Below are 21197 nucleotides of genomic sequence, written 5' to 3' on the forward strand. Positions count from 1 at the left end.
ACAAAATTAAAAATTGGCTCGCGTTGCAAGCCCCAAAATCTCTTAAAATGTGGAATCCTTAAGGATTCCACATTGCATTTAGCTAATGATTTTTGGTTCGCTAAATGCAGTAACTTCAGGCAATGTGCCTGTGTATTTTTCAATATTAACCAAGCCGGTATGCGCGATATTGCCATTGGCTAGTTTTGAAGTAGGTAAATCTAGTGTGAGGACATTGGCGTTTCCGTATTTGCACAATCCGTTCGCGTCAGGGTCATACCAACCCCCTTCACAAAGGCGCACAACACCTTGCAAAATATCATTGCTCACCACAGCCCCCGCTAAGACTTCGCCTCTTTTGTTAAAAACACGTACCACATCGCCATTTTTGATTCCTAAATTCTTCGCATCTTGGGTGTTAATCAAAATCGGCTCTCTCCCTTTAACCGCATAACTTTCACGCAAAGCGGTATGACACATTTGTGAATGCAATCTGCCTGCGGGGTGATTAGTAAGCAAATGGAATGGTGCTTCTTTGGTTGCATTTCCCAACCATTCAATTGGTTCAAACCACATAGGGTGCGCCTTACAATCCTCGTATTTATATTTTGCAATCGTGCGAGAATAAATTTCAATTTTGCCTGATTCTGTGCCTAGTGCATTCAGAATCGGGTCTTCTAAAAAGTCGCTAAATCGCACATAATCTTCACTCTCTAGCGTAGGAATAAAAGTAATCGGCTTATTTTTTGCCCAAAATTCCTCAAAGCTAGGCATTGGAGTCGCAAACTCTTCTCCATAGGATTTTGTTTGTTGCAATGCACTTTCGTAATATTCTTTAATGAAATCTTTTGCATTCTTACCATTCTCTGTATAAGCGTTATAGACTTCCTCGCCATATTCCTTGCACAAATCCGCAAAAATCACATAATCATCGCGACTTTCACCCACAGGCTCTACCGCTTGTTTCATTGGCACAATTTGTAGATTGGAATAATCCCCCGCCATTGTCAAATCATCTCTTTCATACGAGCTTGTCGCAGGCATTACAATATCTGCCATTTTTGCTGTGGGCGTCCAATAGATTTCATTGACAACAATCGTTCTTGGTTTGCGCCACGCTTGGACATTGGTATTGGTATCTTGGTGATGCACCAGAGGATTCCCTCCAACCCAATAAATAAAGTCTATCTTTGGATAAGTGATTTTCTGTCCATTATGGTCTATCTTTTTGCCCGGATTTAGAAGTGCATCTGCGATTCTTGCGAGAGGAAAAGAATAGCTTGCGGTATTTTGCAACCATTCCGCTCCTCCTTGTGCCGCTCCTGCTTTGGGCAATCCTACGAATTTTCCATTTTTCCAAATCCCAACAGGACCTGCGCTGATTCCACCAATCACGCCTCCCTTACAAGTTGGCACGCCACCCCCGCTATAATGATAGCTCAAGCCGAATCCTCCGCCTTTTGTGCCAATTTGCCCCAACATTCCGCACAATGTTACTAACATCCAATGCGGCTGCTCTCCGTGGTGTGCTCTCTGCATTCCCCAACCGCTCATAATCATTGTCGGATTATCATAAAATCTTTCGGCTAGAGATTGAATCACATTTTCAGGGATTCCACAAATCGCACTCGCCCATTTCGCGTCTTTTTTAATGCCATCTTGCTTGCCCTCTAAATACTCCCTAAATTGCTCAAACCCAATTGTATAATTTTCCAAAAATTCATAATTCACTTTATTTGTAGCGATTAAATGGCTTGCCATTCCAAGCATCATCGCGACATCAGTATTTGGTCTAGGCGCAATCCACTCTGCATTTAAGAACTTCGCAGTCTCTGTTTTGATTGGGTCAATACAAATCACTTTAATTTTGCTCTTTTGCAATTTCTCAAAATATTCCATTCCTTTTTGTTCGTTTGCCGTCCAAGAGATTCTTAATGTCGTGATTGGGTCTGCCCCCCAAATCACCACTTGCTTGGAATGTTTCAAAAGGTTTTCCCAAGAAGTTTGCTGCTCATAGACTTCTAAAGAGCCAACCACATAAGGCATAATCACTTGTGAAGCACCGGTGGAATAATCTCCACTTACACCTACAAAACCTCCAGTTACATTTAAGAATCTGTGCAATAAGATTCTGCAATTTTGCATATTCCCGCTAGATTTCCAACCATAGCTTCCACCAAAGATTCCTTGAGTACCACTTTTTGCTCTTGTTTTTTTAAGCTCTTTTGCAATAAGCTTGATTGCTTCCTCGTAGCTTACGCGCACGAATTCTTCCTTGCCTCTTAAATGGGGTTTGGGATTGTCTGGATTCTCTAAATAGCTTTTGCGCACATAAGGATATTTGACGCGTGATTTATAAACCATATCCGCAGTATGATACCATAGCGGATTATCTGTTTTAGTGATTTTATCGTAAGGCTCACTTTTCGTGATTTTTCCATTTTTGATTGTTAGATTCAAAACGCCCCAATGCGCAGCAGTCAGCACCTTACCATTTTGCACCAATCCGGAATCTACCATATTCTTTGGTGGTTCTTTACTAAAACTCATATTAGGAATTAATGGCAAAGCACTTAACCCCGCTCCTAGTTTCAAAAATCTTCTTCTACCTAAACTCATTTAATGCCTCCTTTGAAATCTTTTGCATTTTTTTGTAAATATTCAATAACAAGCCAATGGTCTTTTTTGTCAATGCCTGTCCTGCTAACCATTGAGCGAAAAGTGGATTGCCATTGATTGACGCCAAACTCTTGTTCTTTGTGAAGTGCGTGACAGATTCCACAATTTTGTTCAAAAAGATTCTTTGCCTTAAGGAACATTTCTTGATTATCCTTAGCGAAATCCTTTTTTTCTGTCCAAACTTCAAGACTTACCAAATCCCATTTTCCTCCCTTGCCCGCAACCCTTTGTGTAAAATGCAAAGGAGTATCTTTAGAAAAAGCCGCAACCATAATCCTTTGAGAATCGTTAAAATAAATTGCAAAGGGGGCTTGCGGATTGTTATAACCACTGATACGAATCTTTACCCAATCTCCCTCTTGCTTGAGAATTTGAAATGGATTCGTTGGCAACAGCCTACCTACTGCCTTTGTCCCTTTATCAAGATAGAGCGACAACACTTCCTCGCTATAAAAGTCCTCTTTGCTATGCAAAAGCGAGATAATCGCTAAACACAGCAACATTATTTTTTTCATTCCACCTCCTTTTAGATTGTAAAATCTTAAAAGTATATAACTTTCCGCTAGATAGATTCAAATATATCCCTTTTAAAAAAATTTGTAATTTTTAAGTAAAGTTCTACTATAATTTAACCTTTAGGCTTAAGGATTAAGCAAACAGCTCTTCTCTATCTACTTTCTTTAGCTGTCATTTAATCTTTTTAGGAGTTTTTTATGAAATTGGCAATTTGGCCTATTTTGGCAGGAATTGCGCTTGGAGTTCTCGCGCCTATTTTGGTGTCTTTAGGGAATCCGGGCAATATGGGTATGTGTGCGGCGTGCTTTACGCGCGACATTGCAGGGGCATTAAATCTACATCAAGCGGGCATTGTGCAATACATTCGCCCCGAAGTGATTGGATTGATTTTAGGTGCATTGCTTGCGTCTTTAATCTTTAGAGAATTTCGCCCACGCGCAGGAAGCGCGCCGATTGTGCGATTTATGCTTGGAATCTTCGCAATGATTGGCGCATTAGTCTTTTTGGGTTGTCCTTGGAGAATGTGGCTAAGACTAAGCGCAGGAGATTGGACGGCGATTGCGGGCGTGTTTGGATTAATCTTTGGAATCCTCATTGGAATCTTTTTCCTCAAACGCGGATTCTCACTTGGACGCAATCGCCCTGCTAGCAAGATTGTAGGGCTCGTGTTTCCACTCTTTGCATTAGGATTGCTTGGGCTTCTTTTTTGGGGACTTATGGGGGAAAATACACCGATTAAATTTTCTGCCAAAGGTCCGGGCTCAATGCACGCGCCTTTAATCATTTCGCTTGTTGCTGGATTATTTTTAGGCGTTATCTTCCAAAAAAGTCGTTTTTGTATGATTGCCGCCGTGCGTGATACGATTTTAACAAAAGATACACATATTTTACAAGGTGTAATTGCTTTAGTCGTTGCTGGGTTTATTACGAATCTTGCATTAGGATTCTTTAATCCCGGATTTAGCGGACAACCCATTGCGCATAACGACACACTTTGGAATTTCTTGGGTATGGCATTAGCTGGAATCGCATTTACATTAGCGGGAGGTTGTCCGGGACGACAAATTATCCTTAGTGGCGAAGGAGACGGGGATGCGGCAGTGTTTGTGCTTGGGCTTCTTGTAGGTGCGGCATTTGCACATAACTTCGGACTTGCTAGCTCGCCTGCTGGAATCGGAGCAAACGCACCTATGGCAGTCTTAGCGGGCTTTGTTTTCTGCTTGCTTGTCGCAGTCTTTGCGAGAGAAAAACGATAAGGAGTATTGAATGGTAGAACTTGATGTGCGTGGGCTTAGCTGCCCCGAACCTGTGCTAAACTTAAAGCCTCTTTTGGATAGAGGAGAAAGCGAAATCAAAGTGCTTTGTAGCTGTGGTGCGAGTAGCGATAACATTCGCCGCCTCGCCAAAAATAGTGGATATAATGTGCTAAGCGAAACACAGAATGATGAGGACTTGGAATTTATCTTAAAAAAATCCTAAATCCTTCTAAATACAGAATCTTGCTATTTTTATTATTGTGAAACTCGCAATAATAGGCAAGATTCAAGATTCGTGTCATCTTTGCTTATTTTAATCCAATCCACAAGGAATCCCAAAATGCAATCACTAGCCCAAAACCTTAAAAATCACATTTATTTGGATAATGCCGCAACCACTTTTCCTAAAGCCCCCGGAGTCAAAGAAGCAGTGAGTGAGTTTTTGGAAAATATTGGTGCGAGTGCGGGGAGAAGCGGGCACTCTCTCTCCATAGAATCCGGTAGAATCCTCTATCAGACGCGCAAGGCTCTCGCTGATTTGGTGGGCTTAAAAGATTGCAAACGCGTCCTTTTCACACTCAATGCCACAATGGCGATTAATATGCTTTTGCAAGGATTTTTAAAAGAAAAAGACATCGTGGTTGTTACACAAATGGAACATAATGCGATTAAACGCCCACTCAATGCGTTAAAGGAGCGTTTGGGGCTAGAGATAAGAGAGATTCCTTGCAATCCTACGCACACGCTTGACTTGGCAGCTGCCAAAGAAATGCTTAAAGGCGCGAAGCTTTTGGTGTGTGCGCATATCAATAATGTTAGCGGCGCAATGATTCCGCTAGAGGATTTAAGCACACTTGCGAGGGCGCACCAAGTCGCTTTCTTACTAGATGGTGCGCAAAGTGTCGGCTGCGTAGAAATGGAATCTGTAATGCAACAAGTGGATTTTCTCGCCTTAAGTGCGCACAAAGGCTTGCTCTCACCAATGGGAGTGGGGGCATTGGTGGTTGCAGATTACTTTGATATTCAAAGAATTACACCTCTTGTTTTTGGTGGCACAGGAAGCTTGAGTGAGGCGGAGATTCAGCCTGAATTTCTGCCCGATAGGTTTGAGAGTGGCACACCCAATATGCACGGAATCGCAGGCTTAAAGGCAGGTTTAGAATGGATTAAGACACAAGGAGTTGCGAGGATTTGTGCGCACGAATTATCCTTGCGCCAACAACTGCTAGAGGGGCTAAGCGGAATCCCAAACCTCAAGATTTATCACACGCAAGGACGCAGTGGCGGGACATTGTCTATTGATGTGTGCAACCAAACGCTTTCAAGTGTGGGGGAGATTTTGGATAGAGAATTTGGAATCTGCGTGCGCGTAGGTTTGCACTGCTCACCCTCAAGCCACAGAAGTCTTGGGAGTTTTGAGAGAGGAGGCACGATTCGCTTAAGTCCGGGCGTGTTTAATACGAGTGCAGAAATAGAATTTGTTATTGAAGCACTCCGAAAAATCGCAACAAGAGATTCCAAATGATTAAGGGCTATATCCTCGTATTCACGACTTCTAGCGCATTTGAGAGTGAGGCAATCTTGAAAGATTTGCAAATGAATGTCAAACTCGTGCCAACGCCACGCGAATTTTCAAGCGATTGTGGAATCGCGGTGTATTTTGAGGTAGAAAATGAAGCAAAATTTGATAAAATTTCCAACGCACTTGGAGAGCAAAAGATTGAGTATGAAATCAAAAGAATCTAAATGCGTCCTTGCGCAATTTCGCTTGTAAAATCAAAGATTCTATTATAAATTTTCGTATGCAAGAGGATAGATTCAAAAGCAAGATTCTTTCATCTAGCTTGCCCTGCAAGTTTAAAAACTTGCTCGCAATGATTTAGGAAAAATAAAAATTTTGCTTTACTCCACCGTTACGCTTTTTGCTAAGTTTCTTGGCATATCCACATCATTGCCCAATCGCACTGCAACTTCTAATGCAAAAATTTGTAAGACTACCATCATCGCAAAAAATTCCACCATATAATGCGAATATTGTGGAATCTTTATCCAATCATCGCAGCCCTCATAATATTCAGCACTTAAAGAGCAAATCATCGCATCGCGCGCACTCAATTCCTCCACATTACTTTTGATTTTGTCATACAAAAGATTCTGTGGCATAAGGGCGACACAAAACAATCCCAAATCCGCCAACGCAATAGGTCCGTGCTTCATCTCGCCACTGGGATACCCCTCTGCGTGCAAATAGCTAATCTCTTTGAGCTTCAGCGCACCCTCAAGGGCTAGAGGATAGAAAATATCCCGCCCGATGAAAAAGAATCCGTGTCCGTGCAAATATCGTTTAGATAATCGCCTGATATGCTCGTGTGTCTTTTTATCTACCTTGGTTGCACGCACTGCCTCTAGCATTGTTTGCGTTTCTTGCTTGATACTTTCTTTATTTAGGATTCCAAATTTTTGCGCGATGAAATTTGCAAGAATCCAAAGCACCATTACTTGCGTGGCAAAGGCTTTGGTACTTGCGACACCCTTTTCAATTCCCGCACGCGTGAGCAAATTAAAATCACTCTCACGCACAATAGAGCTATTATCCACATTACAGATTCCAAGCGTCTTTAATCCGCTCTTTTTTGCTAGCTTCAAAGCCTCCAAGGTATCCGCTGTCTCGCCACTTTGGGAGATTACAATGAAAAGTTCTTTGGAATGCAAAATAGGCTTTCTATAACGAAATTCGCTTGCAATTTCTACCTTTGTCTTGAGTTTTGCTATCCGCTCTAGCAAATAACTTCCCGCAATCGCTGCGTGGTAACTCGTGCCACAAGCGCAAAGCGTGAGAGATTCCACACTGCTTAAATCCAATCCGTTCAATTCCTCTAGGCTAAAGGAATCCTCATTCACGCGCCCCATCATCGTTTCTAGCAAGACTTTATGTTGTTCGTAAATTTCCTTTTCCATAAAAAATGTAAAGCCGTCTTTCTGTGCAGAGAGTTTGTCTCCACTTAATGGCTTTGGATTAGGTAATGTGTGGAATCCTCCTACCTCTATCGCCCCCATTGCACCATCTTCTAAATAACACACTTCCTTTGCAAGCCCGATAAGCGGAGCGTCAGAGGAAGCAAAATAAATCGCCTCCTTGCCCAACGCGTCCTCTCCTCTACCAATAATCAAAGGGGAGCCATTTTTCGCATAATAAATCGTGTGGGGAGACTTTTGTGTAATAAGTAGAATCGCATACGCACCTTTGAGTTGAGAAATCGTGCGCTTAAATGCCGCCAATGTGTCTTGAGTATCCTCTAAATGCGATTCAAACAAATGCACAATCACTTCTGTATCGGTTTGAGAAATGAATGTGCGCCCTTGTTTTTGCAAAGCCTCTCTAATGCTTTGGTAATTCTCAATGATTCCATTATGCACGACATTGCTAAACTTTCCAAAATGTGGGTGCGCATTCACTTCCGTTGGTTTCCCGTGTGTCGCCCAACGCGTATGCCCTATGCCCACACCAAATCCACTAGAATGGAATCCCTCGCATTTACGTTCTAAATTGACTAATTTTCCCACTGCTTTAAATGTGCTTAACTCGTTATGGCTTAACACCGAAATGCCGGCAGAATCATAACCGCGATATTCTAACTCCTTTAAGCCATTCAATAAAATAGATTTTTTCTCATCATTGCCAATATAACCGATAATTCCACACATTGATTTGCTCCTATAAATAATTTTTATTGTGGCATAAAATATGTAAAGAAATAGTAAATAAACTGAATTTATATTAACTTTGTGATAAAATGATTATAAATTATCAATTTGTCATCAACAAAGCAATCCATACAAGGAGATAGAAATGGAAACTTATTTTTTCACAGGTGCGGCAGGTTATATCGGCTCACATACGGCTTATTATTTCTTGAAAAACAGTCAATGCAAAATCGTAATTTTTGATAATTTATGCAGTGGATTTAAGAAAAATGTAGAATTTCTTATCCATACTTTTCCTAACAGAGTAGAATTTGTGCAAGGCGACTTGGACGATTCTATCGCCTTAGAAAACGCACTTAGTCGCTACAATTATCACGCAATTATTCACTTTGCCGCAAGTTTAATTGTGCAAGAATCTGTGCAAAATCCTTTAAAATATTTTCAAAACAATGTTGCAAATACTACGAATCTCTTACAGATTGCACAAAAGCTTAACATTAATCAATTTCTTTTTAGCTCCACAGCTGCGGTCTATGGCGAGCCAAAGGAACACACTCCGATTCAAGAATCCGCTACACCTAGTCCAATCAACCCTTATGGAGAATCCAAACTAATGATTGAGAAAATTTTGCATTCCTTAGAAGTGGCGAATCCAAACTTCAAAAGCGTGATTCTACGATATTTTAATGTCGCAGGTGCATTAATGGACAAACAAGGTTCTTTAGGGCAGAGGACAAAAAACGCTACACATTTAATCAAAGTTGCCTGCGAATGCGCGACAAACAAGCGGGCAAAAATGCAAATTTTTGGGTGTGATTATGAAACTCACGATGGCACTTGCATTCGGGATTATATCCATATTGACGATTTAGCGAGTGCGCATTTCTGGGCTTTAAAGGCTCTTTTAGAATCGCAAACTTCAGAAATTTACAATGTAGGCTATGGCAAGGGATTTAGCGTCAAAGAAGTCATTGAGTGCGTTAAAAAAGTCAGTGGAAAGGATTTTGTCGTAGAATCTGCAAGTAGGCGCGAGGGAGACCCTAGCATACTCGTGAGCGATAATCATAAGATTTTAGCAAAAACACAATGGCAACCTCAATTTAATCAGCTTGAAACCATTTGCAAAAGCGCGTATTTTTGGGAAGAGAAGTTGTAGTATTGCTCCTCTCTTTTTAAGTTTGATAACTAAGGTGGTCTTTAAAGATTAATTAGAAATTTGTGTAGCTAAAATAAAGCAAAAAGAAGCGGCATTAACCGTTTCTTTTCTCCATAATTTCTTTGGAGATATTGCTTGGAACTTCTCCATAGTGGTCAAATTCCATTGTGTAAGTTCCACGTCCTTGAGTTGCCGAACGCAAATCCGTAGAATAACCAAACATTTCAGCCAATGGCACAAACGCATTCACAATTTTTAAGCCCATTCTATCGTCCATAGAATTGATTTGTCCTCTTCTGCGGTTCAAATCTCCAATCACATCACCCATATATTCTTCGGGCACTTCTACTTCTACTTTCATCATTGGCTCTAATAAAACTGCACCCGCCTTGCGACAAGCGTCTTTAAATGCCATAGAACCCGCGATTTTAAATGCCATTTCAGAAGAATCCACATCGTGATAACTACCATCAAACAATGTAACTTTGAAATCTACCACAGGATAACCTGCTAAAACACCATTTTGCATTGCTTCTTGAATCCCTTTATCAACAGCTGGGATATATTCTTTAGGAATCACGCCCCCACTAATATTATTGACAAATTCATAACCTTTGCCCGGCTCTTGAGGTTCAAGCTTGATAAAGACATGTCCATATTGCCCGCGCCCACCAGATTGTTTTGCATATTTGCATTCTTGCTCCACACTCTGACGAATCGTTTCGCGGAAAGCAACTTGAGGTTGCCCAACTTCTGCTTCTACCTTAAATTCTCTCTTTAATCTATCCACAATGATTTCTAGGTGTAATTCGCCCATACCAGAGATGATAGTTTGTCCTGATTCTTCATCGGTATGCACCCTGAAGCTTGGGTCTTCTTCTGCAAGTTTTGCAAGAGCTAGAGCCATTTTTTCTTGGTCTGCTTTAGTTTTTGGCTCAACAGCAATAGAAATAACAGGGTCTGGGAATTCCATTCTCTCCAAGACAACAGGCTCTTTTTCTGAACAAAGTGTATCTCCTGTGAGGGTTTCTTTCAAGCCTACAAACGCGCAAATTTCACCCGCATAGACTTCTTTAATATCTTCGCGTTTGTTAGAGTGCATTTTGAGCAATCTTCCTACACGTTCTTTTTTGCCTTTAGTGGAGTTAAGGACATAGCTTCCTGATTCCAAACTACCGCGATAGACACGTACGAAAGTTAATTGTCCTACAAATGGGTCTGTCATAATCTTAAATGCCAAGCCCGCAAACTCGCCATTATCAGTTGATTTGACAAACACTTCTTTTTCTTCATCTCTTGGATCTACTCCACGAATATCTGCAACTTCCGTTGGGGCTGGTAGATACTCTACTACGGCATCAAGCAAAGTTTGCACACCTTTGTTTTTGAAGCTTGAACCACAAAGCATAGGGATAATTTCCATTGCAAGACAACCCTTTTTGATTCCTGCTTTGATTTCTTCAATGCTTAATGTCTCCCCACCTAAATATTTTTCCATTGTCGCTTCGTCTTGTTCCGCCACAGATTCTAGCAATTTTTCACGATATTCTTCTGCTTTTTCTACCAACTCTGCTGGAATGTCCTCAATATCATACTTTGCTCCCATAGATTCGTCATTCCAAACAATTGCTTTCATTGTGATTAAATCTACAACCCCTTTGAAATTATCCTCTGCACCAATTGGAATCACGAGTGGCACGGGCTTAGCCTTTAACCTTGTGGCAATTTGGGATTCTACATTATAGAAGTTTGCGCCGATTCTATCCATTTTATTGACAAACACAATTCTAGGCACACCATATTTGTTTGCTTGACGCCAAACGGTTTCGCTTTGAGGTTGCACTCCACCTACTGAACAAAATACCGCGACTGCACCATCAAGGACACGCATAGAACGTTCTACTTCAATCGTAAAATCCACGTGTCCGGGGGTGTCAATTAAGTTAATTTGATAATCTTTCCAAAAACAAGTAGTTGCCGCAGAAGTAATTGTGATTCCACGCTCTCTTTCTTGTTCCATCCAGTCCATTGTTGCCGCGCCATCATGCACTTCACCAATCTTATGACTCACGCCTGTATAAAATAAGATTCTTTCTGAAGTCGTTGTTTTACCTGCATCAATGTGTGCCGCGATACCAATATTTCTAATTTTATTTAAGGGGGTTTTTCTTGCCATTTTTAATCCTTATGCAAAGATAATTTGAGATTTGAGATTTTGTAGAGTTTTAAGGAATTGAGAAAATCCCTTAAAAACATAATGATTACCAGCGATAGTGTGCAAAAGCTTTGTTTGCTTCTGCCATTTTATGCACATCTTCTTTTTTCTTAAATGCTGCGCCACGTTCATTGGCAGCATCAATGAGCTCATTTGCCAATCTATCAATCATTGTGCGCTCATTTCTTTTTCTTGCAGAATCCAATAACCAGCGAATGGATAAAGACTGCTGTCTTGCAGGACGAACCTCTACGGGAACTTGATAAGTCGCTCCCCCTACGCGTCTGCTTCTGACTTCAACCAAAGGTTTAACTTTTTCTAGTGCTTTTTCAAAGGTTTCGATTCCCTTTTCTTTGGTTTTTTCTTCAATTTTTGTAAAGGTCGCATAGATAATCTTTTCTGCTACACTTTTTTTACCATCATACATCATTTTGTTGATAAATTTTGTTACAACAATGTTATTATAGATTGGGTCTCCCAATACTTCTCTTTGTGGTGCTTTTCTTCTTCTCATTATTTTTTACCTCCCGCGTCTGCTTTACCTTTTTTCGCCCCATATTTACTACGTGAAACGGTGCGCTTAGCTACTCCAGCGGTATCCAATGCACCCCGAATAATATGATATTTCACACCGGGTAAGTCTTTAACCCTACCGCCACGAATGAGCACGATAGAGTGTTCTTGTAGATTATGTCCTTCACCGGGAATATAACTAATGACTTCAAAACCGCTAGTTAATCTGACTTTTGCCACTTTTCTTAACGCGGAGTTAGGTTTTTTAGGTGTTGTTGTATAAACACGAGTACAAACTCCTCTTCTTTGAGGGCAAACTACCAAAGCTGGAGACTTTGATTTCTTGATAACTTTCTTTCGTTCTTTTCTAATCAACTGATTAATAGTTGGCACTTGTCTTCCTTCCTAAAATAATTTAATAGAGAAAATGAAGCGGATTATAAGCAAATCACACTTTATTCTTACTTAAATTAAGGTTTGAATAACCTTAATTCACCTTTAATTTTCTTTAATTTTTACCCTCTTACCTTTGTAAATACCTGTTCCAACCGGAATCATACGACCCAATACGATATTTTCTTTCAAATCCTCTAAATGGTCAATTTTTGCCGCAATACTCGCCTCTGTGAGCACTTTAGTGGTTTCTTGGAATGACGCCGCCGAAATCACGGAATCACTACCGATTGCTGCACGCGTAATTCCTAACAACACGGGTTCAGCAATCGCTGGAATCCCACCCATTTTAATAATGCGTGCATTTTCTTCTTTAAAATGTCGCTTGCTCACCAAGTCTCCCTCAATGAATTTCGTGTTTCCACTATCATAAATTTTGACTTGTCTTAGCATTTGTGAAACAATGATTTCAATGTGTTTATCAGCAATGCTTACCCCTTGTCGGCGATAGACTTGCTGCACTTCGCTCACAATATATTTATAAAGTTCTTTTTCACCACCAATGCGCAAAATATCTTGACTTGCGACAACACCTTCTGTAATAGCTTCACCCGCATGGACAAATTCCCCTTCATACACAAGAATTTGCTTGGATTTGTCAATCAAATATTCTGTGCTTCTACCATCATTGGCTGTGAGGATAATTCTTTCTTTGCCGCGAATAGACTTACCATAACTTACGATTCCGTCAATTTCTGCTAATACCGCTGGATCTTTAGGTTTTCTTGCCTCAAACAATTCAGAAACCCTAGGCAAACCTCCAGTAATGTCTTTTGATTTTACAAGGGCTTTAGGCGTTTTTGCCAAAATATCTGCCATTTCTACTTTTGCACCATCAGAGACAAAAATAGCAGTTTTGGGGTCTAGTGCATAACGAATCAATCCACCATTTGCCGTAGATAGAACAAGTGTTGGCTTGTGCGCACTTGCAATATATTCATTGACAACCAATCTTGTTTGCCCTGTTAATTCATCGGTTTGTTCTGACACGGTGAGTCCGGGTATAATATCCTCAAACTTAATCGTTCCCGCTTCTTCAGAAATAATAGGGTTAGAATAAGGGTCCCAATCCGCAATAACGATGTGTTCATCACTCTTTGGTTTGGCAATTAGAGTATTTTTCTCCACCTGTTGATTGTCTTGAACCTCAATAATAGAACCCCTTGCGATATAATGACGTGCGGCTTCTTGGTCATATTCATCAGCAATCACAGCAAACACACCTTTTTCGGTGATTTCTTCTCCCTTTTGGAGTGCGCGGTATCGTTCTAGGTGGTCGCCTTGCAAGTAATAATACTTCACGATACCCTCTTCTCTTGCATAAATTTTTTGCGTAATAGGTGCGTTATCCTCAACCTTTAAATCACTCGCATAAGAGATTCTGTTAGGAATATTCCAACTATCCTTGATAATATCTACAATACTCCCCTCATCGCGCACATAATGCCCACTAGGATAAGGGATATAAAACTTCCCTTCAATCTTACCTGTAACGCCAGCCAATTCATTGGGTTTAGCAACATCAGACTTTCTTAGTGTAAATTTTGCAGTTTCTTTCTCGCCAATGACTGAAACAATCACTTCATCATGCACTATATCTACTTTTAATTCACCCTCAAAAGGAGCTTTAATCTTTGGCTCTACCAACAAAATCGCGGCATTTCTTCTATTAGAAACGATAGTCTTGCCCTCGCGATTCTTATAAGTCTTGACATTATAGTAACGAATAAAGCCCTCTTTATCCGCAATGACTTGGTGTTCCTCTTGACTTCTGCTTGCTGTTCCACCAATGTGGAAAGTTCTTAGCGTCAATTGTGTTCCGGGCTCACCGATAGATTGTGCGGCAACCACGCCGACTGCCTCACCGATTTTAGAAATCTTGGATTCTCCAAGGTTTAGCCCATAACACTTCGCACAAACACCCTTTTCGGCTTTACAAGTAACAGGTGTGCGGATAATTACAGATTTCACTCCCGCTTCTTTTACTTTGCGTGCTTTTTCCTCATCAATCATTGTGCCCTCACTGATGAGTACTTCATTTGTAATTGGGTCAATGATATTCTCTGCAATCACGCGTCCGAAGATTCTTTCTTCTAATGGCTCAATGAGTTCGCTCCCCACAGTAATATCTGTAATCTCAATTCCCTCATTCGTGCCGCAATCATCTGCTACAACTTTAACATTTTGGCTCACATCAATTAGCTTTCTTGTCAAATAACCGGCGTTAGCAGTTTTCAAAGCGGTATCTGCCAAACCTTTACGCGCACCGTGTGTAGAGATAAAATACTCCAACACATTCAAGCCCTCTTTGAAGTTTGAAGTAATCGGTGTTTCAATAATCGTTCCATCAGGTTTTGCCATAAGTCCCCGCATAGCAGAGAGTTGCCTAATTTGCCCCGCACTACCTCTAGCACCAGAATCTGCCATCATATAGATAGAATTGAAGCCCGCCTTATCATTTTCAATTAACTTCATCATCTCATTCCCCAACGCATTGTTGGTGTCTGTCCAAACGTCAATAATCTTATTATAACGTTCTTGTTCTGTCAATAAGCCTGCTCCAAATTGTGCTTGAATATCCTTAACCTTTTTCTTCGCACCCTCTACGACTTTATTCTTATTGTTTGGCACGATAATGTCATCGGCGGAAATAGAGATTCCTGCTTTGGTTGCATATTTAAATCCTAGATTTTTAAGATTATCTAAAAAGCTTGCGGTAATTCCCACTCCACCCTCTTTATAAACATAATCAATCAAGGTCGCAATGTCTTTTTTCTTCAACACTTTATTCCACAAATGCACAGGCACAAAATCTGGCAAAATGGATTTCAGAATCATTCTACCAATCGTTGTATTAATGATTCTATCTTCTACAAATGCGCGCACTTTAGAGCCTACCTCCACTACCCCCGCTTCTAAGGCAATATGGATTTGGTCAATATTGGAGAAGAGTTTATGTTCTCCCTTAGAATCGTCTTTTGCCAAAGAAAGATAATAAAGTCCCAAAACCATATCTTGACTAGGCACGGTAACTGCCTTACCACTTGCAGGCAAAAGAATATTCATAGAGCTTAGCATCAAAAGCTTACACTCTGTAATTGCCTCTTGAGAAAGTGGCACATGCACCGCCATTTGGTCTCCGTCAAAATCCGCATTAAAAGCGGCACAAACCAATGGGTGCAACTGAATCGCCTTACCATCAATCAATTTAGGGTGGAATGCCTGAATGGATTGTTTATGCAAAGTCGGCGCACGATTCAGCATAATCGGATAATTCATAACGATTTCTTGCAGGCTTTCCCACACTTCATTGGTTTTTTGCTCAATCATTTTCTTGGCTTGTTTGAGTGTAGTCGCATAGCCTTTTTCTTCTAACTTTGCCAAAATATGTGGCTTAAATAACTCTAATGCCATATTTTTAGGCAATCCGCATTGGTCCATACGCAAGTTTGGTCCTACGACAATAACAGAACGTCCGGAGAAATCTACGCGCTTTCCAAGCAAGTTTTGACGGAATCGCCCTTGCTTACCCTTAATAATTTCAGACAATGATTTGAGTGGGCGTTTATTTGCACCTTTAACAGCATTCGCATTGCGTCCATTATCAAAAAGTGCATCTACGGATTCTTGAAGCATACGTTTTTCATTGCGCACGATAATCTCTGGTGCGTCTAGCTCAATCAATCGTTTCAAACGTTGATTGCGGTTAATAACGCGGCGATAAAGGTCATTAACATCACTCACCGCAAATTTACCGCCATCTAAAGCAACCAATGGGCGCAAATCCGGAGGCAACACCGGCAACACGGTTAGCATCATCCATTCTGGGCGATTCTGCCCACCAGAGACTACGAAGCTTTCTACAACTTTGAGACGCTTGATGATTGTTTTCTTTTTGGCTTCAGAGTTTGTGGCTTTGATAGCTTCTTTTAACTCTTGAATTAAATCTACTAAATCAATTCCCTCAAGCAAATCTTTCACTGCTTCGCCACCCATTTGTGCGATGAATCCTGTATGCTCAAAACGTTGAGAAAGGCTCTGGTATTGCTCTTCATTCAACACATCATATTTTGCGACAGGCTTTGTTCCCTCATTGTCATAATAAGCTTCGCCCGGCTCTTTTACAATATAGGCTTCATAATACAATACGCGCTCTAAATCTTTCATTTTCACGCCAAGCAATGTTCCGATTCTGCTTGGCAAAGAATTGACATACCAAATATGCGCTACGGGCGTTACAAGCTCAATATGCCCCATACGTGAGCGGCGCACTTTAGAGCTTGTTACTTCCACACCGCATTTTTCACATACGATTCCTTTGTAGCGCATTTTTTTGTATTTACCGCAGAGACATTCATAATCTCTTACAGGTCCAAAAATCTTAGCACAAAACAATCCATCTCGCTCGGGTTTTAGTGTGCGATAATTAATGGTTTCTGGTTTTTTAACTTCTCCATTACTCCAACTACGAATCTTCTCTGGGCTTGCAAGCAAGAGTTGGAACGCATTAAAATCACTTGGTCTATCGTCCTCTTTGATTGTAACCACCTCATCTACACCCTCTTTGTTTTTGGCAAAAACATTCACATCTAACGCCAAGCTTTGGAGCTCTTTTGTCAAAACATAAAAAGTTTCTGGAATCTCGGATTCCTTAACTGCTTCGCCTCTTGTAATTGCCTTATAGGCTTTTACGCGCCCCTCTACATCATCGGACTTAATGGTAAGCATTTCTTTGAGTGTATGGGCTGCACCATAGGCTTCAAGAGCCCAAACTTCCATTTCACCGAATCTTTGCCCTCCAAAGAGTGCCTTACCTCCAACAGGTTGTTGTGTTACAAGACTATAAGGTCCCGTGCTTCTCGCATGGACTTTTTCATCAACCAAGTGGTGGAGTTTGAGCATATACATATAACCCACATTGACACGTTCCATCATTTTTTCGCCCGTGCGTCCATCGTAAAGCTCTGTTTTACCATCATTGTCAATTTTGGCGAGTTTAAAGAGTTTTTCAAATTCTTGCGCATTTACACCTTCAAAGACAGGAGTTGCGAATTTCACGCCTTTGCTCCAATCTCTAGCGAAACTCAACAATTCTTCATCACTTAATTTTTCTAAAAATGCCTTAGAGCTTTTCATTCCAGAATTTTCAGCAATTTCTTGCATTTTAGCCCTAAGTTCGCTTGCCCATTTACCTTTTTCTTCTTCAAAGATATCGGCAATTTGCTCGCCTAATTGTTTGCCTACCAATCCCAAATGCACTTCTAAAATCTGTCCGATATTCATACGACTAGGCACACCTAGAGGATTCAAGACGATTTCAACTGGGCGACCATCTTTAGTGTAAGGCATATCTACTTCTGGAACAATATTGGAAACAATCCCTTTGTTTCCGTGTCGCCCCGCCATTTTATCACCCACTTTTAATTTGCGTTTTGTAGCGACATAAATTTTAACGAGCTTGACTACCCCACTTGGCAAAATATCATCTTTCTCAATAATAGAAAGCTTTTCTTCGTGCTCTTCGCTTAGATTCTTTTTCTGTTCCAAAAAATTAGCTTTTAGTGCATCGTATTTGTTTTGAATCTCTTTTGAGTAACTCTTAATGAGCGTTCCCATAGCAAAACGATTAATATTCTCTAATTCAGCCTTAGGAATCACTCCACCCTTTTTATACTCTTTATCTCCTACTTTTGCCGCACTTGTTAGCTTTTCTTTAGAGAGAATAGAGCTGATACGCAAGGATTCTTCCCTATCAAGCATTAAAAGCTTATCGTGATGTTCCAAATCTAAACGAGCTTTTTCCTCCTCATAAGCGACAATGGCGCGTCTATCTTTATCATAACCCTTTTTAGTAAAAATCTTGACATCTACCACTGTCCCCTCTAGGCTTGGAGGGCAATAAAGAGATTTATTGACGACATGCCCTGCTTTCTCGCCAAAAATCGCTCGTAGCAAACGCTCTTCAGGCGTTGGCTTAACCTCACCTTTGGGGGAGGCTTTCCCTACCAAAATCATTCCACCGCTGACATAAGTTCCAATTTTTACGATTCCGCTTTCATCAAGATGCGCCAAATCTTCTTCGCGAATATTTGGAATATCCCTTGTAATTTCCTCCACTCCGTGCTTTAGCTCTCTTGCTTCAATTTCTTTTTCATAAATATGAATAGAAGTAAAGGCATCGTTACGAATCAGTTTTTCACTCACTACAATCGCATCTTCAAAGTTATATCCATTCCACGGCATAAAAGCCACACGAATATTTTTGCCCAATGCCAACTCGCCTTGGTCCATATTCGGACCATCTACAATCACTTGACCCGCCTTGACTTCATCTCCTGCTTTCACGATTGGACGTTGAGAAAACGAGGTATTTTGATTGGTGCGGAGGTTTTTTTGTAAAGAATAATGGTCAATAAATGCACCATTTTCATCTTCTCCTAAAATATAAATATTTTTAGAATCTACTTTTTCTACGACTCCTGCACGTGTAGCCTTGATTGCTTCCCAAGAATCTCTTGAGACGATTTTTTCAATTCCTGTGCCTACCAATGGAGCATCTGGACATAAAAGTGGCACTGCTTGACGTTGCATATTAGAACCCATTAAAGCACGGTTTGCATCATCGTGCTCTAAAAACGGAATCAGACTTGCTGCAACTCCAACAACCATTCTAGGACTTAAGTCAATCAAATCTACTTTCTTGGATTCCATTAGAGCAATTTCGCCATCTTTTCGGACTTCAATCATTTCTTCTTTAATAGTTTGATTGCTTGTTAAGATTGTGCTTGCTGGCGCAATCACTGCTCCCTCTTCTTGTGTGGCTGTCAAATACACAATTTCATCGGTTACTTTACCATCTACCACCTTACGATAAGGTGCTTCAATGAATCCTAACTCATTGACTTTTGCGTAAGTTGAGAGCGTATTAATCAAACCGATATTTTGTCCCTCTGGTGTCTCAATCGGACAGATTCTACCATAATGCGTTGGATGCACATCTCGCACTTCAAATCCCGCTCGCTCTTTGACCAAACCACCCTCACCCAATGCAGAGAGTCTTCTTTTGTGTGTTACTTCAGAAAGTGGATTGGTTTGGTCCATAAATTGTGAAAGTTGCCCACCTGTAAAGAATTCTAAAACCGCACCTGTTATCATTTTAGAATTTACCAAATCGTGTGGCATTAATTCCTCTAACCCTGTGCTAATCGTAGAGAGTTTATCGCGAATGGCTTTTTGCATTTTAACTAAACCTATATGCAGTTCATTTGCTAATAATTCCCCAATTGCGCGGATTCTACGATTTCCTAAATGGTCTCTATCGTCAATGCGCCCTTGTCCATTCTTAACATGGATTAAGTATCGCACGGTTTTGATAATATCTTCATGTGTTAGCACGGTAACATAATCTGGCACGCCAATATCTAGTTTATGATTCATTTTCATTCGCCCAACACGCGTTAAATCGTAACGCTCAGGGTCAAAGAATAGTTGTTGCACAAACTGCTTCGCTGCTTCTTTGGTAACAGGCTCACCCGGACGCATAACTTTATAAATACGAATCGTTGCCAAGTCGTTTTCATTATCAATCTTTTCAGTTTGTTTCAAAAGCTTTAGCGATTCCGCATCGGCAATAAACGCATTAATGATAGAAGCATCTACGCCTGTCGCCAAATCATTGGCAATCACAAAGTCGTTAATGTTTAATTCTGCTAATTTTTTGAGCTTGCTTTCGTCCATTAAGGTTAAAGCATCAAACAAGATTTCCCCTGTTTCTTTATCTATAATGGGTTCTGCCAAATAACGTTCCATTAGAATCTCTAACGGATATTCAATCATATTGAGTTTTTCTTCTTTGAGTGCTTTGGCTTTTTTAGCTGTTAAACGTTTCCCTGCTGCAATAATCAAATTTCCCTTAGAGTCTTTAATGTCAAACTCTACGCGTCCTACAAATTCCTCTGGGTCAAAAGCAATCAAATATTTGCCGCCCTTGCATTTGATATTCAAAAGAGGATAAAACATTTTCAAAATGTCTTGACGCGAATAACCTAATGCGCGGAATAATATTGTAACAGGCACTTTTCTACGTTTATTTACACGTACAAATAAGGTATCTTTCGCGTCATATTCAAAATAAAGCCACGAACCCCTATCGGGAATAATTTGTCCTGTATAAACTAGCTTATTTGAAGTGCTTGTAGATTCCTCTTCTTTAAAAATAACGCCCGGGCTTCTATGCAGCTGATTCACAACCACACGTTCTACGCCATTGATAATAAAACTCGTGCGGTCAGTCATCAATGGAATCTCGCGCACAAAAATGCTTTGCTCTTTAATATCCTTGACGCCTAGCTTCTCTCCTGTCTTTTCATCTCTCTCCCAAAGCACCAATCGGATTTTTATTTTTAAGGGAATTGAGTAAGTCAAACCTCTCTCCATAGCCTCTCTAACGGTGTAACGTGGCTTACCATACTCACAACCTGCGTATTCAAGGCTGATTCTGTTTTGTGCATCGTGTATTGGGAAAATAGATTTAAAAACCTTTTCAATCCCTGAATCGCCATTATCTTGCCCCATTAGAAAAGAATCGTAACTATTTCTTTGTAATTGGAGCAAATTAGGAACAGCAATATTTTGAGGGATTTTCGTAAAATCAACTCTTAATCTATTTCCGGATTTTAAACTTACTGGCATATTTATTACCTCATATATCAATGTAGAATTTTGG

General features: G+C 40.5%; 12 protein-coding genes. 5 read left to right on the forward strand and 7 right to left on the reverse strand.

Annotated elements, in window-relative coordinates; all coding sequences use genetic code 11:
• Positions 1 to 78: 78 nt before the first annotated feature.
• Positions 79 to 2598, reverse strand: a complete 2520-nt coding sequence (locus tag HDT10_RS08885) for a molybdopterin guanine dinucleotide-containing S/N-oxide reductase (protein WP_290882480.1) — start codon at positions 2596 to 2598, stop codon at positions 79 to 81.
• Positions 2595 to 3173 (reverse strand): cytochrome C, encoded by a 579-nt coding sequence (locus tag HDT10_RS08890; RefSeq protein WP_290882482.1) that lies wholly within the window; start codon positions 3171 to 3173, stop codon positions 2595 to 2597. The genes HDT10_RS08885 and HDT10_RS08890 overlap by 4 nt, the downstream gene beginning before the upstream one ends.
• Before the next feature lie 198 nt (positions 3174 to 3371).
• Here HDT10_RS08890 and yedE point away from each other — a divergent pair, with 198 nt between their 5' ends.
• The 4 genes from yedE (at position 3372) to HDT10_RS08910 (ending at position 6176) form a co-directional block, all read left to right on the forward strand.
• Entirely contained in the window at positions 3372 to 4430 is a 1059-nt protein-coding gene (gene yedE / locus HDT10_RS08895) for a YedE family putative selenium transporter (protein ID WP_290882485.1), read from the forward strand.
• A 10-nt stretch (positions 4431 to 4440) separates the two neighbouring features.
• Positions 4441 to 4653: a sulfurtransferase TusA family protein gene (locus HDT10_RS08900; RefSeq protein WP_290882487.1), complete on the forward strand. Its 213-nt coding sequence runs from the start codon at positions 4441 to 4443 to the stop codon at positions 4651 to 4653.
• Positions 4654 to 4770: 117 nt separating this feature from the next.
• Positions 4771 to 5955, forward strand: a complete 1185-nt coding sequence (locus HDT10_RS08905) for an aminotransferase class V-fold PLP-dependent enzyme (protein ID WP_290882489.1) — start codon at positions 4771 to 4773, stop codon at positions 5953 to 5955.
• Entirely contained in the window at positions 5952 to 6176 is a 225-nt protein-coding gene (locus tag HDT10_RS08910) for a DUF3343 domain-containing protein (RefSeq protein WP_290882491.1), read from the forward strand. Before HDT10_RS08905 ends, HDT10_RS08910 begins: the two co-directional genes overlap by 4 nt.
• A 156-nt stretch (positions 6177 to 6332) precedes the next feature.
• Here HDT10_RS08910 and glmS read toward each other — a convergent pair whose 3' ends face one another.
• Complete coding sequence (glmS, locus tag HDT10_RS08915; RefSeq protein WP_290882493.1) at positions 6333 to 8135, reverse strand: glutamine--fructose-6-phosphate transaminase (isomerizing); 1803 nt, start codon at positions 8133 to 8135, stop codon at positions 6333 to 6335.
• 145 nt (positions 8136 to 8280) lie between these two features.
• Here glmS and galE point away from each other — a divergent pair, with 145 nt between their 5' ends.
• Entirely contained in the window at positions 8281 to 9291 is a 1011-nt protein-coding gene (gene galE / locus HDT10_RS08920) for a UDP-glucose 4-epimerase GalE (RefSeq protein WP_290882496.1), read from the forward strand.
• A gap of 94 nt (positions 9292 to 9385) precedes the next feature.
• Here galE and fusA read toward each other — a convergent pair whose 3' ends face one another.
• The 4 genes from fusA to HDT10_RS08940 all read right to left on the reverse strand — a co-directional run bounded on the left by fusA (position 9386) and on the right by HDT10_RS08940 (position 21163).
• On the reverse strand, positions 9386 to 11467 hold the full coding sequence (gene fusA, locus HDT10_RS08925) for an elongation factor G (protein ID WP_290882497.1): 2082 nt from the start codon (positions 11465 to 11467) through the stop codon (positions 9386 to 9388).
• An 85-nt stretch (positions 11468 to 11552) separates the two neighbouring features.
• On the reverse strand, positions 11553 to 12020 hold the full coding sequence (rpsG, locus tag HDT10_RS08930) for a 30S ribosomal protein S7 (RefSeq protein WP_290882500.1): 468 nt from the start codon (positions 12018 to 12020) through the stop codon (positions 11553 to 11555).
• Entirely contained in the window at positions 12020 to 12412 is a 393-nt protein-coding gene (rpsL, locus tag HDT10_RS08935) for a 30S ribosomal protein S12 (protein WP_290882503.1), read from the reverse strand. Before rpsL ends, rpsG begins: the two co-directional genes overlap by 1 nt.
• A 105-nt stretch (positions 12413 to 12517) precedes the next feature.
• Positions 12518 to 21163: a DNA-directed RNA polymerase subunit beta/beta' gene (locus HDT10_RS08940; protein WP_290882506.1), complete on the reverse strand. Its 8646-nt coding sequence runs from the start codon at positions 21161 to 21163 to the stop codon at positions 12518 to 12520.
• Between the last annotated feature and the right edge of the window lie 34 nt (positions 21164 to 21197).

It is taken from the genome of Helicobacter sp. (assembly GCF_014799995.1).
Lineage (GTDB): Bacteria > Campylobacterota > Campylobacteria > Campylobacterales > Helicobacteraceae > Helicobacter_D.

What these genes read in the sequence shown, in the direction of transcription:
- yedE (WP_290882485.1), top strand. Translation starts at nt 3,372, where the DNA reads ATGAAATTGGCAATTTGGCCTATTTTGGCAGGAATTGCGCTTGGAGTT.
- glmS (WP_290882493.1), bottom strand. Translation starts at nt 8,135, where the DNA reads ATGTGTGGAATTATCGGTTATATTGGCAATGATGAGAAAAAATCTATT.
- HDT10_RS08900 (WP_290882487.1), top strand. Translation starts at nt 4,441, where the DNA reads ATGGTAGAACTTGATGTGCGTGGGCTTAGCTGCCCCGAACCTGTGCTA.
- galE (WP_290882496.1), top strand. Translation starts at nt 8,281, where the DNA reads ATGGAAACTTATTTTTTCACAGGTGCGGCAGGTTATATCGGCTCACAT.
- rpsG (WP_290882500.1), bottom strand. Translation starts at nt 12,020, where the DNA reads ATGAGAAGAAGAAAAGCACCACAAAGAGAAGTATTGGGAGACCCAATC.
- HDT10_RS08885 (WP_290882480.1), bottom strand. Translation starts at nt 2,598, where the DNA reads ATGAGTTTAGGTAGAAGAAGATTTTTGAAACTAGGAGCGGGGTTAAGT.
- HDT10_RS08890 (WP_290882482.1), bottom strand. Translation starts at nt 3,173, where the DNA reads ATGAAAAAAATAATGTTGCTGTGTTTAGCGATTATCTCGCTTTTGCAT.
- HDT10_RS08905 (WP_290882489.1), top strand. Translation starts at nt 4,771, where the DNA reads ATGCAATCACTAGCCCAAAACCTTAAAAATCACATTTATTTGGATAAT.
- fusA (WP_290882497.1), bottom strand. Translation starts at nt 11,467, where the DNA reads ATGGCAAGAAAAACCCCCTTAAATAAAATTAGAAATATTGGTATCGCG.
- HDT10_RS08910 (WP_290882491.1), top strand. Translation starts at nt 5,952, where the DNA reads ATGATTAAGGGCTATATCCTCGTATTCACGACTTCTAGCGCATTTGAG.
- HDT10_RS08940 (WP_290882506.1), bottom strand. Translation starts at nt 21,163, where the DNA reads ATGCCAGTAAGTTTAAAATCCGGAAATAGATTAAGAGTTGATTTTACG.